Origin of the sequence: Thauera terpenica 58Eu, assembly GCF_000443165.1 — a bacterium.
Lineage (GTDB): Bacteria > Pseudomonadota > Gammaproteobacteria > Burkholderiales > Rhodocyclaceae > Thauera > Thauera terpenica.
Genome location: NZ_ATJV01000002.1, coordinates 92,691 through 105,201, shown reverse-complemented (window position 1 = coordinate 105,201; position 12,511 = coordinate 92,691). Strand labels below are relative to the sequence as shown.

The following is a 12,511-nucleotide window of genomic DNA, read 5'->3' as shown; positions in this document are numbered from 1 at the left end:
CAGCGCAGGTCCTCAGGTGATCACGCTCGGCGCCTGCATGCCGCAGTGCGCGCGGATGGCAGCGATGTCCTCGGCAATGCGGATCAGCTCGGCCAGGGCCTGCTGCGCCGGCAGCTCGTGCTGACGGCTGTCGGGCTCGAAGCGTTCGAGGTACACGCGCAAGGTGGCGCCCTCGGTGCCGGTGCCCGACAGGCGGAAGATGATGCGGCTGCCATTGGTGAAGATCAGGCGTACGCCCTGCCGGGTGCTGAGCGAGCCGTCGACCGGATCGTTGTAGGCGAAGTCGTCAGCCTGTTCGATGCACAGCCCGGCGCCGCAGTCCCGTCCGCCCAGGGTGGGCAGTTGCGCCCGCAGTGCGGCCATCAGCGCATCCGCCTGTGCGCTGGGGATGCCTTCCCAGTCGTGGCGCGAATAGTAGTGACGGCCAAAACGCGCCCAGTGCGCGCGCACCAGGGCGGCGACCGATTGCCCGCTGACGGCGAGCAGGTTGAGCCAGAACAGCACCGCCCACAGACCATCCTTTTCGCGGATGTGGTCCGAGCCCGTGCCATAGCTCTCCTCGCCGCACAGGCTCACCTTGCCGGCGTCGAGCAGGTTGCCGAAGAACTTCCACCCGGTTGGCGTCTCGTGGCAGGGGATGCCGAGCGCGGCGGCGACCGCATCGGCTGCACACGAGGTCGGCATCGAGCGCGCGATGCCGCGCAGGCCGTCGCGAAAAGCGGGGATGCGCGTGGCGTTGGCGGCGAGGATGGCGAGGCTGTCCGAGGGCGTGACGATGAAGTGGCGGCCCAGGATCATGTTGCGGTCGGCGTCACCATCGGAAGCCGCGCCGAAGTCGGCGGCGTGCTGCCCGCTCATCAGCGCGATGAGCTCGGTGGCGTGGGCGGGGTTGGGGTCGGGGTGATGGCCGCCGAAGTCTTCCAGCGGCTCGCCATTGATCACCGTGCCGGCGGGTGCGCCGAGCTGGCCTTCGAGAAGCGCATGCGCATAGGGGCCACCGACCGCGTTCATCGCGTCAAAGCGCATGCGCCCGCCGGCGGCGAACCAGGCCCGGATGGCGTCGAAGTCAAACAGCTGCTCCATGAGCTCGGCATAGTCGGCGACCGGGTCGATGACTTCAAGCACCATGTCACCGAGGGTCTGGATGCCCAGGGTGTCGAGATCGATCGTCGTCTCGGCGCTGAGGATGCGGTACTCGTCGATCACGCGCGTGCGCGCGAAGATGGCCTCGGTGACTTTCTCCGGGGCAGGGCCGCCGTTGGCGATGTTGTATTTGATGCCGAAGTCGCCGTCTGGCCCACCGGGATTGTGACTGGCTGAGAGGATGATGCCGCCGAAGCAGCCATGCTTGCGGATCACCGCGCTCAGCGCCGGCGTGGACAATAAGCCCTTGCGTCCCACCAGCACCTTGCCAAAGCCGTTGGCCGCGGCCATGCGCAGGATGGTGTGCACCGCAGCGCGGTTGTGAAAGCGACCATCGCCACCGAGGACGAGGGTCTGCCCGGCGCGATCGGGCAGGACGTCGAACACGGCCTGGACGAAGTTCTCGAGGTAGTGCGGCTGCTGGAAGACGCTGACCTTCTTGCGCAGGCCGGAGGTGCCGGGGCGCTGATCGTTGAAGGGCTGGGTGGGAATGGTTTGGATCGTCATGTTCGAGCCGATGCGGTAAGAGGATGGGGCTTGGGGGCCTGGGGTTCGACTGCGATCAGGCGCGCCCCAGCCCTTGCCGGGGGAGCTGGCGCCTGCCTTCGCCCTACTGCGCTGCAGCCCGGCGGTAGCGGGCGATCAGGGCGGTGGTGCTGGCGTCGTGTGCATGCAGGTCGGCAGGCGAGAGCAGATCGTCGAGCACACGCGCTGCGAGCTGCTTGCCGAGCTCTACGCCCCATTGATCAAAGGAGTTCACCCCCCACACCACGCCCTGGACGAAGGTGCGGTGCTCATAGAGCGCAATCAGCGCGCCCAGGGTGAAGGGGTCGAGGCGCTCGAGCAGCAACATGTTGCTGGGCCGGTTGCCCGCAAAGACCCGATGCGGGATGAGTGCCTGGATGCGCGCCTCGTCCATGCCGGTCGCGCGCATCTCGGCTTCGACTTCAGCGGCGGTTTTTCCGCACATCAGGGCTTCGGCCTGCGCAACCATGTTGGCAAACGCGATACGGCGCGGATGGGCGAGGCTGGCGCAGCCCTCCATCACCCCGATGAAGTCGATCGGCACGCACTGCGTGCCCTGGTGCAGCATCTGAAAGTAGGCATGCTGACCATTGATGCCGAGCTCGCCCCAGATCGCCGGGCTGGAGTGGCAAGTCAGCGCTGAGCCATCGAGCCGCACAGACTTGCCGTTCGATTCCATGTCGAGCTGCTGGAGGAAGGCCGGCAGGCGGTGCAGGTGCTGATGATAGGGGGCGATGAGCTGGCTGCTGGCGTCTAGGAAGTCCACGTTCCAGATGCCGATCAGCGCCATGATGACCGGCAGGTTGTGTTCGAATGCGGCGCTGCGAAAGTGGGTGTCCATCGCATGAGCGCCGGCGAGCAAGGCGTCGAACCGGGTGGCGCCGATCTGCAGCACGATGGACAGGCCGATCGCGCTCCACAGCGAATAGCGCCCGCCGACCCAGTCCCAGAAGCCGAACATGTTGGCGGGGTCGATGCCGAAGCGCGCCACCGCGCCAGCGTTGGTCGACACGGCGACGAAGTGGCGGGCGATCGCGGTCTCGTCGGCGCTGTGCTTGAGCAGCCAGCGGCGTGCGCGCTGGGCGTTGGTGAGGGTTTCCTGAGTGGTGAAGGTCTTGGAGGCGATGATGAACAAGCTGGTGCCGGCATCGAGCTCGCGCAACAGCGCCTCGAGCTCGATGCCGTCCACGTTGGAGACGAAGTGCAGGCGCAGACGCGGATGGGCAAAGGACTTCAGCGCCTCACATACCATCGCCGGGCCGAGGTCCGAGCCGCCAATGCCGATGTTGACCACGTCGGTGATCGCGCGCCCGTCGTGCCCGCGCCACTCGCCGCTGCGCACGGCTTCGGCAAAGCGGGCGCAGCGCTCGCGCACCTCGGTGATGTCGTCGATGACGTTACGCCCGTCCACCATCAGCACCTCGCCCGAGGGGCGCCGCAGCGCGGTGTGCAGGACGGCGCGCTGCTCGGTGGTGTTGATGCGCTCGCCCTCGAACATGGCGGTGGTGCGCTCGCTCAGCTTCGCTTCGCGCGCCAGTGTAAACAACAGGCTCAGGGTGTGGGCGTTGATGCGGTTCTTCGAATAGTCGAGGAAGAGGCCGCAGGCCTCGACCTGCATGCGTGCGGCGCGCTCCGGGTCGGATGCAAAGAGCTGCGCAAGCGGATGGGCGCTGAGGTGGTCGCGGTGCGCAAGCAGGTCTTGCCAGGTGGAACTTGGGGAAGGAGTGCTACTTGGGGAAGGAGTGCTCATGATCGATACAGTGCTGGAGTGGGGCAGGCCGACGGGCGACCCTGGGGCGGGCCGACGCGCAGCCGTCAGCCCTCATTGTGCCCGTTCTGTGCTTTCGTAACCTATGCAAAGAGGGCTTTCGAGGGCAATTGCCGCACCGCTCAGGGCCGCGTAGGGTGCATCGATGATGAAGGTCGGGATCTGCGCGAGGTAGGCGGAAAAACGACCCTTGTCCTCGAAGCGCTGACGAAAGGCCGAGCGGGTGAAAAACCTGCCCAGCTGCCCAAGGATGCCGCCGCCGAGATAGACGCCGCCGCGCGCGCCCAGGGTGAGCGCAAGGTCGGCGGCGACCGTGCCCAGCAGTGCGCAGAACAGGTGCAGGGCTTCCATGCAGTAAGGGCAGGTGCTGGCGATGGCGCGGGCGCTGATCTCGGTGCTGGGCAAGGACGCCGCCGGCTGGCCGGCCATCGCGCGCAGGGCGTCGTGCAGGATGATCAGGCCGGGGCCGGACAACACCCGCTCGGCGGAGACGTGTTCATCATGCTGGCGCAGGCAGTCGATGACGTCCGCTTCACGGCGATTGCGTGCCGCCAGCGTGACATGACCACCTTCGCCCTGCAGCGGCACGTAGTGTCCGGCCGCCGCCACCAGGCCCGATACGCCCAGACCTGTGCCCGGACCGAGCACTCCGATCGCCGCGCCAGTGACGATCTGCCCGCCGCCGACGGCGTGGCGTTCGTGCACTTGCAGCAAGGGCAGGGCGAGCGCGAGTGCGGTGAAATCGTTGAGCAGCAGCAGGCGCTGCAGGCCGATCGCGGCGCGCAGCGCAGCGACCGAAAAGCGCCAGTGATGATTGGTCATCACCACTTCGTCGCCGCTCACCGGGTTGGCGATGCCAAAGGCCGCAGTGGAGGGGAGGGCGAGCCCGGTGAGCGCCAGGTAATGCCGGATCGCCTGCTCGGGATCGGCGAATTGCGCGCAGCGCAGCACGCGCACATGGTCCAGGCGGCCGTTTGCATCGGCAATCGCAAAGCGCGCATGGGTGCCGCCAATGTCGCCGACAAGTCGTGCTTGTGTTTTCGTCCGTGTTTGTCCGAGAGTAGCCAAGTCCGCCTCTTCCATGACTTGTGCGAATGGCGCACATGGCCCGAATCATGAAACGTCGCGCGCACTCTGTCCAACCACCCCCGGCGAGCAGCCGCGGCAGGGCCGACCACGAAGCGTGCGCCACGCAAGGGCGCCCTCATGGCTTGTGCACGACGCCGCAGCATCGCGAGCCCTGAGTCATGCAGGGGCGCTGATATACTGCGCCTACACTCATTTTGCGACCCGGTCCCTTTCCCGGCATGCCACTCAATATTCCCAACACCCTGACCTGGGCTCGCATCGCGCTGATCCCGATTTTTGTGGGCGTGTTCTACCTGCCCGACAGCCTGCTGTCGGTACCCCACAAGAACCTGATCGCCACCACTTTGTTCGCCGCCGCCGCGGTCACCGACTGGTTCGATGGCTTCCTGGCGCGGGCGCTCGGCCAGACCTCGGCCTTCGGCGCCTTCCTCGACCCGGTGGCCGACAAGCTCATGGTGGCGGCTGCCTTGATCCTGCTCGTTCAGCTCGCGCGTGTCGACGCCATCGTTGCCGTCGTCATCATTGGCCGCGAGATCACCATTTCGGCATTGCGCGAGTGGATGGCGCGCGTCGGCAAATCCGCCAGTGTGGCGGTGGCCTACGTGGGCAAACTCAAGACCGCCGCGCAGATGCTGGCGATCCCCTTGCTGCTGTACGACGCCCCCGTGCAGTCGATCGACGCCGGCACGCTGGGCAGCGTCCTGATCTACATCGCAGCCGCGCTGACGCTGTGGTCCATGGGCTATTACCTGCAGCGGGCGATCCCCTTGCTGACCGCCGATCAGGGCAGGTAGTTGCACAGCAAAATCTGGCTTGACACATGAAAAATGCCGCCTATAATGGCGGTCTTTCCAGAGCGGGAATAGCTCAGTTGGTAGAGCGCAACCTTGCCAAGGTTGAGGTCGCGAGTTCGAGCCTCGTTTCCCGCTCCACGCATTTCGGGACAAACGTTACATCGCGTTTGTAGCAGGCTGACACACAGGTGGCAGCCCCCAGCAAGGTTTCAAGGCGCGATGGCAGAGTGGTTATGCAGCGGCCTGCAAAGCCGTGTACCCCGGTTCGATTCCGAGTCGCGCCTCCAGTAACATCAAGCAGCATCGACGAAAGAGCCCGCCATGTGCGGGCTTTTTCCGTTGCGCTGCCGACTCGCGTTGACACGAAGCTGCGCTTTGCCGCAGGTTCTTGCCGAGCCCACGCCGTTTCCTCCCCGCTGGCTCGGTGCAGATGGCTCCGTGCAGATCAGACAATGCTTGGACTGCAGCGGCATTGGTTTTAGGCTAGCGCCCAATGCCACGGCTTCGCAGCACCAGGCTCCGTGGCACGCCCTGATGAGGACCTGCGGAGAGCTCAGCGATGAACATTCTTTACGACGAGGAAATCGACGGCGTGCTGCACAAGGTGGATCGTGCCGATCTCCTTGCCGAGTTGTGCCAGCGCTTGCCTGATCTGCTCATCCTTGATCGGGCCGAGGATCTGCATCCCTACGAGTGCGACGGGCTCGCGGCCTACCGCACGCTGCCCTTGCTGGTGGTGCTGCCCGAATGCCTGGAGCAGGTGGAGACCATCTTGCGCCTCTGTCACGCACGTGGTGTGCCGGTGGTGGCGCGCGGCGCGGGCACCGGCTTGTCCGGTGGTGCGCTGCCACTTGCCCAGGGCGTGCTGCTGGTGATGGCGCGCTTCAAGAACATTCTCGAGATGAACCCGAACGCACGCCGTGCCCGCGTTCAGCCCGGCGTGCGCAATCTGGCCATTTCGGAAGCCGCCGCGCCCTATGGGCTGTACTACGCGCCCGACCCCTCGTCCCAGATCGCTTGTTCGATCGGCGGTAACGTGGCGGAAAACGCGGGCGGGGTGCATTGCCTGAAGTACGGTCTCACTGTGCACAATGTGTTGAAGCTCGAGGTCCTGAGCATGGAGGGTGAGCGCATGACGCTGGGCGCCGATGCACTCGACGCCCCTGGCTTCGATCTGCTCGCGCTATTCAACGGCTCCGAGGGCTTGCTCGGCATCGTCACCGAAGTCAGCGTCAAGTTGTTGCCCAAGCCCACAGTGGCGCGCGTGCTGATGGCGAGCTTCGATTCGGTCGACAAGGCGGGCAGGGCGGTGGCCGAAATCATCGCCGCCGGCATCATCCCGGGTGGGCTGGAGATGATGGACAAGCTGGCGATCCAGGCCGCCGAGGACTTCATCCATGCGGGCTATCCGATCGAGGCCGAAGCGATTCTGCTGTGCGAGCTCGATGGCGTGGAGGTGGACGTTGCCGAAGACATCGAGCGCGTGCGTGCGCTGCTGGACCAGGCCGGCGCCACCGCCGTCAGCCTGGCGCGTGATGATGCCGAGCGCGCGCTGTTCTGGGCCGGGCGCAAGAACGCCTTCCCGGCCGTGGGGCGGATGTCACCCGATTACTATTGCATGGACGGCACCATTCCCCGTCGTGAGCTGGCAAACGTGTTGCGTGGCACAGCGTCGCTGTCCGCACAGTACGGCTTGCGCGTGGCCAACGTCTTCCATGCTGGTGATGGCAACATGCACCCGCTCATCCTGTTCGACGCCAATGAGCCCGGGGCGCTGCAGAAGGCGGAAGAACTGGGCGCGCGCATCCTGGAGCTTTGCGTTGCGGTCGGCGGCACGATCACCGGTGAGCACGGCGTAGGGCGGGAGAAGATCAACCAGATGTGCGTGCAGTTCAACAGCGACGAACTGAGTTTTTTCCATGCGGTGAAGGCGGCGTTTGATGGCGAAGGTCTGCTCAACCCGGGCAAGAACATTCCCACCCTGCGGCGCTGTGCCGAACACGGCGCGATGCATGTGCACCACGGCAAGCTGCCATTTCCCGAACTGGAGCGTTTCTGATGAGCACGCCCACCCAGGACGCCGACTGCAGCGCAGCCCTGCTCGAACAGGTGCGTACGGCGCTCGCGGCCAATACACCCATCCTGATCCGGGGCGGCGGCACGAAGGCCTTTTACGGGCGTTCGATCCAGGCCAGCGTGCTCGATACGCGCTCGCACCGCGGCATCGTCAGCCATGAGCCGACCGAACTCGTGCTCACTGCGCGCGCCGGCACGCCACTGGCCGAGCTGGAAGCGGTGCTCGACGAATCGGGACAGATGCTGGCATTCGAGCCGCCGCATTTCGGCGTGAACAAGGCGGCGGGGGAGGCGGCGGAAACAGGGTCTGAGGCGACTGTCGGCGGCATGGTGGCGGTGGGCCTGTCCGGCCCACGGCGTCCGTGGGTGGGGGCGGTGCGCGATTTCGTGCTCGGCTGCCGCCTGATCTCCGGGCATGGCAAGCCGCTGCGCTTCGGCGGCGAGGTGATGAAAAACGTCGCTGGCTATGACGTGTCGCGCCTGATGACTGGCAGCCTGGGCTGTCTCGGCGTGCTCACCGAGGTGTCGCTCAAGGTGCTTCCCAAACCGCGCAGCAGCCTGACGCTGCGTCTGGAGATGGACGCCGAAACGGCGCTGCTGCGGTTTGCGCAGTGGGGCCAGCTGCCGCTGCCGATCACCGCCGCCTGCCACGATGGTGAAGCTTTGATGCTGCGCCTCGAAGGCGGTGAGGGCTCGGTGAAGGCAGCGCATGCAAGTTTGGGTGGCGAAGAAGCCGAGCCGGCCTTCTGGCGTGCGCTGCGTGATCACGCGCTCGACTTCTTTGCCGATCCCGCGCCGCTGTGGCGTGTCTCGGTAGCCAATGACAGCCGCCCCGCACTGCCGCCAGGCCGACAACTGATCGATTGGGGCGGTGCACAGCGCTGGCTGAAGACGGATGCCGAGGCTGCGGCAGTGCGTAGCGCGGCCTCGGCCGCGGGTGGACATGCGAGCTGCTTCACGCCTGGGGTCTGCGCCAGCCCGCTGCATCCGCTGAGCGAGGTGTTGATGCGTTATCACCTCCAGCTCAAGGCGCAACTTGATCCCCAGCGCATCTTCAACCCCGGGCGCATGTACGCCGAGCTGTAAGCACAAGGTGTAGCCCCGAGTCCCGACCCGAACAGGCCTCGAACGACCCATGCAAACCAATCTGAGTGAGGCAGCGCGCAAGCTGCCCGGTGCCGATGTCGCGGAGCGCGTATTGCGCAGCTGTGTGCATTGCGGCTTTTGCAATGCGACCTGCCCGACCTACCAACTGCTTGGCGATGAATTGGACGGGCCACGCGGGCGCATCTACCTCATGAAGCAGATGCTGGAGGGAAACGCGGTGAGCGCCAGCACGCGGCTGCATCTCGATCGTTGCCTGAGCTGCCGCAATTGCGAGACCACCTGCCCGTCTGGCGTGCAGTATCACAAGCTGCTCGATTTCAGCCGGGCTGCCATCGAACACTGGGCGCCACGCCCGCGGGCTGAAGTTGTGGCCCGCTCGCTCATGCGCAGCGTGCTGCCGCGCCCCCGGCTCTTCAAGGCGCTGGTGCAGATCGGTGATGTGATGCGTCCGCTGCTGCCTGAGCTGCTGGCGGCAAAGCTGCCGCAGCGTACGCCAATGGTGCGCTCGCGGCCGCCCGGGCGCCATCTGCGCACGGTGTTGATGCTGGAGGGCTGCGTGCAGCCCGGGCTTGCGCCCGACACCAACGCCGCGGCCGCACGCGTGCTCGATCGTCTTGGCATCAGCGTGCTGGCGGTGACCGAGGCGGGTTGCTGCGGCGCGGTGGACTTCCACCTTGATGCACAGGAGGCAGGACGGGCGCGCGCGCGACGCAATATCGACGCCTGGTGGCCGGCCATCGAGGGCGGCGAGGGGGCTGGCGTGGGGGCGAAGGTCGAGGCCATCGTCATCACCGCCAGCGGCTGTGGCGCCTTCGTCAAGGACTACGGCTTTTTGCTGCGTGACGATCCAGCCTATGCGGATAAGGCCGCCCGCGTCAGCGCACTGGCCAGGGACCTGGTCGAGGTGCTACGCGGCGAGGCGCTCGAGGGCCTCGGCGTGCGCGGCAACAAGCGCGTCGCCTTTCACTGCCCGTGCACGCTGCAGCATGCACAGAAACTGGGCGGGGCGGTTGAGAGTGTGCTCAGCAGGCTGGGCTTCGAACTCACCGCCGTGCCCGATGCGCATCTGTGCTGCGGTTCGGCGGGCACCTATTCCCTGACCCAGCCCGAGCTCTCGCGTCGCCTGCGCGACAACAAGCTCGATGCGCTGGAGAGCGCACGGCCCGAGCTGATCGTGAGTGCGAACATCGGCTGCCAGAGCCACCTTGATGGCGCTGGTCGCACGCCGGTTCGGCACTGGATCGAGATCGTCGATGCGGCGTGCGAAGCGGTCGGTGCACGGGAAAATGCGCCGCGGCCCCGGTGAGATCTTGCAAGTGGCGGGGAAGCGCGGCATAATCTGCGCCCGTCTAGCGCTGCAGGGCGCGAAGCGGAATTAGCGTGTAATAAGACGTTAAAGTCTTGTAGACGATGCGCTCACGTGCCGGATGGCGCGGGTTGGCAAATGGTTTGAACGGTTCTGGAAAACCTCTCAAACGTGTCGGATCGTCGAAATGCGGGAATAGCTCAGTTGGTAGAGCGCAACCTTGCCAAGGTTGAGGTCGCGAGTTCGAGCCTCGTTTCCCGCTCCAAAATTCGAAAGCCGGACAAGATCTCTTCTTGTCCGGCTTTTTTGCTTCAGGGGGCGCTCTTGAACACGACATCCCCGCGCTGGCCGTCCGGCCATGTGCTGCCTGACTACGGACAAGGTGGCATCTACGGGCTGGCGCGCAGCCTGCGCGCCTGGCTGCACGACCTGCAGGCCGGCTGTGAGGTGGCCGAGGTGGCGGCGGGCGAGCCCGCGCGCGTCGTGCTGCTGGTCATTGATGGCCTGGGCGCCAACTTTCTGCAAAGCATAGGCGCGGATTCTGCGCTGCATACGCATTGCCGGCGCACGCTGACCTCGGTCTTTCCCAGTACGACCGCCAGCGCCATCACCACCTTGATGACCGGCGCCTCGCCGGCCGAGCACGGCCTCAATGGCTGGTTCATCCACGACCAGCGCTTCGGTGGCGTGATTGCGCCGCTCCCGCTCGAGCTGCGCGGCAATGGGCCGCTGGAGGCGTCTCGCCTGACGCAACGCCTGTTCCCGCAGCCATCCATGTTTCACCGCGCAGTGCGACCAGTGGTGATGGTGTCGCCGCAGGAGATCGCCTTTTCGCCTTACTCGCGTCACCATGCACGCGGCGCGCGCGTGCACCCCTACGGCGGACGGGAAGAGCTGGAGGACGGCATTGTTGATGCGGTGATGGGGCTGGGGGCGGAGGGTGGCTTCGTCCATGCCTACTATCCGCGCTTCGATGCGGTGAGCCATGCCTATGGCTGCCGCTCAGCGCATGCGCAGACCTGCTTCGCGCGTATCGACGCGATGTTTGCGCGCCTGTGTGAGCGCCTGGCCGGGAGCGGGGTGCGCATCCTGGTCACGGCTGATCATGGTTTCATCGACAGCTCGCCCGAACGCAGCCTGCAGCTCGCGCCGGAGAGCGCGGTGTCGGCGATGCTGGCTGCGCCCCTGTGGGGCGAGCGCCGTCTGGCCTTCTGTGCGGTGAGGGAGGGGGCGAGGGACGAATTCGAGCACTGGGCCGCTGAAGCCCTGGAGGGGCGGGCGGTGCTGATGTCAGGTGCGGATTGCATCGGATCCGGCCTGTTTGGCCCGGGGCAGCCCAACACCCGACTCGCCGAACGTGCGGGGACGCACGTGTTGCTGATGGAGCCGGGGTGGACGATTGCCGATACGGTGGAGGGTGAGACGCCGTTTGATCTCATCGGCGTCCATGGCGGCATGAGCGCCGATGAGATGCGCGTGCCGCTGGTGCTTGCACGACTCCAGCAGCGCTGAAACCCGTCATCGGACGAGTTTCAGCCCACGCTCAGAAGCGGAAGATCGCGGCCGCGCCGGACTTGGTCGGCATGCGTTCGGCTGGAACGATGATGACTTCGCCGCCCGCCTTGAGGACGCGCTCGCCGAGGTCGTCGAGCACATCATCAACATTCGGGTCAGCCAGATCACCGGGGATGATCTTTCCGGCATCGACATCGACGGTTCCGGGGATCAGGCGGTCCGCTTCGATCAACAGGGTGGCGATTCGCCCCTCGATCGCGGCCTTGGCAATGGCGTCCAGCGCTTCCGAGCCCTGTGCGTTTGCAGCAGCCTTGCCAAAGGCCTCCACCAGACCGGCCAGACGCTGGAGATAATGCGGTTGCACCAACTGCCAGGCACGTTCGCGCAACGCGTCCAGCGTCAGGCTGTCCGGATGAACGTCGAGCGCTTCCTTCATCAGCAAGGGGTTGCTGCTGATGGTGCGAAACAGATGGTGATGCTCGGGCAGCGCCGCCAGGATCAGGCGCATGCCTGAAGGCTGCGAACAATGCTGCATCACCGCCCGGTCGACGGCGCGGAAAAACTGCTCGGTGTCGCGATCCGCAACGTCCTGCTTGACGTCCGTGCCATGTCGGGCAGCGTCTCCGCCTGGTCCGTAGGTGCGATGGGCGCCTTCGCGACTGTCGGTATCCTTGCCAATCAATGCGGCAGCCGTCTGCGCTACACCTTCGATCGGCAACATCTCGCCCACGGCGTCACGGTTGCCCTCGTAGATCTTGAAGCTGTCCCGGCTCAAGCCAAGGATGTGATAGCGCTCGGCAGACTGCGTGATGCGCATCAGGGGCTTGGTATGAAAGCTGTCGGCGACCACCACCAGTTCGGCCACCGGGCGCTGCAGTTTGTACACGCGAAACAGCCCGGGCGCGCTCAATATCGCCAGACCGTCGGCGTTGTGGTTCCAGAACATGCGGTCGTCGGCGAGGTCCTCGAAAGGCTTGAGCAGCGGCGCCACATCGCGTTTCGGGTATTTCTGGCGCAAGGACTCTTCCATCTGCTTCACCAGATTACGGAAGCGGATGCGGTCCTGATCATTCTCTGGATGCCGGCGGTGTGTCGGCTGATACAGGGAGAGGCAAGGCGACTCATGGTCCCCAGAGAGAATGGCGGGGTAATCCTGGGTAAGAGAACTCGTGGTCATAGCACCTCCAT

The 12,511-nt window shown here is 65.6% G+C and carries 9 protein-coding genes and 3 tRNA genes; 8 read left to right on the top strand and 4 right to left on the bottom strand.

Annotated features, from left to right (window positions below):
- Window positions 1-12: 12 nt before the first annotated feature.
- From M622_RS22755 to M622_RS22745, 3 genes are all read right to left on the bottom strand, one after another.
- On the bottom strand, window positions 13-1,650 hold the full coding sequence (locus M622_RS22755; protein WP_021247865.1) for an alpha-D-glucose phosphate-specific phosphoglucomutase: 1,638 nt from the start codon (window positions 1,648-1,650) through the stop codon (window positions 13-15).
- A 103-nt stretch (window positions 1,651-1,753) separates the two neighbouring features.
- A complete protein-coding gene (gene pgi / locus M622_RS22750) occupies window positions 1,754-3,418 on the bottom strand; it encodes a glucose-6-phosphate isomerase (RefSeq protein ID WP_031346138.1) in 1,665 nt (554 codons plus the stop codon).
- Between the two features lie 72 nt (window positions 3,419-3,490).
- Window positions 3,491-4,504, bottom strand: a complete 1,014-nt coding sequence (locus M622_RS22745; protein WP_306415630.1) for a glucokinase — start codon at window positions 4,502-4,504, stop codon at window positions 3,491-3,493.
- A gap of 239 nt (window positions 4,505-4,743) precedes the next feature.
- Here M622_RS22745 and pgsA point away from each other — a divergent pair, with 239 nt between their 5' ends.
- From pgsA to M622_RS22705, 8 genes are all read left to right on the top strand, one after another.
- Window positions 4,744-5,319 (top strand): CDP-diacylglycerol--glycerol-3-phosphate 3-phosphatidyltransferase, encoded by a 576-nt coding sequence (gene pgsA / locus M622_RS22740; protein WP_021247862.1) that lies wholly within the window; start codon window positions 4,744-4,746, stop codon window positions 5,317-5,319.
- Between the two features lie 62 nt (window positions 5,320-5,381).
- A tRNA-Gly gene (locus tag M622_RS22735) sits at window positions 5,382-5,457 on the top strand.
- A 75-nt stretch (window positions 5,458-5,532) separates the two neighbouring features.
- Window positions 5,533-5,606: transfer RNA gene (locus tag M622_RS22730), tRNA-Cys, on the top strand.
- A gap of 272 nt (window positions 5,607-5,878) precedes the next feature.
- Window positions 5,879-7,378: a glycolate oxidase subunit GlcD gene (gene glcD / locus M622_RS22725; RefSeq protein ID WP_021247861.1), complete on the top strand. Its 1,500-nt coding sequence runs from the start codon at window positions 5,879-5,881 to the stop codon at window positions 7,376-7,378.
- Window positions 7,378-8,481 (top strand): glycolate oxidase subunit GlcE, encoded by a 1,104-nt coding sequence (gene glcE, locus M622_RS22720; RefSeq protein WP_021247860.1) that lies wholly within the window; start codon window positions 7,378-7,380, stop codon window positions 8,479-8,481. The genes glcD and glcE overlap by 1 nt, the downstream gene beginning before the upstream one ends.
- A gap of 49 nt (window positions 8,482-8,530) precedes the next feature.
- Window positions 8,531-9,808, top strand: a complete 1,278-nt coding sequence (glcF, locus tag M622_RS22715; RefSeq protein ID WP_021247859.1) for a glycolate oxidase subunit GlcF — start codon at window positions 8,531-8,533, stop codon at window positions 9,806-9,808.
- Window positions 9,809-9,997: 189 nt separating this feature from the next.
- Window positions 9,998-10,073: transfer RNA gene (locus M622_RS22710), tRNA-Gly, on the top strand.
- Window positions 10,074-10,132: 59 nt separating this feature from the next.
- A complete protein-coding gene (locus M622_RS22705) occupies window positions 10,133-11,320 on the top strand; it encodes an alkaline phosphatase family protein (RefSeq protein WP_031346137.1) in 1,188 nt (395 codons plus the stop codon).
- Window positions 11,321-11,351: 31 nt separating this feature from the next.
- Here M622_RS22705 and M622_RS22700 read toward each other — a convergent pair whose 3' ends face one another.
- On the bottom strand, window positions 11,352-12,500 hold the full coding sequence (locus tag M622_RS22700; RefSeq protein WP_031346136.1) for a baeRF3 domain-containing protein: 1,149 nt from the start codon (window positions 12,498-12,500) through the stop codon (window positions 11,352-11,354).
- Window positions 12,501-12,511: the final 11 nt, after the last annotated feature.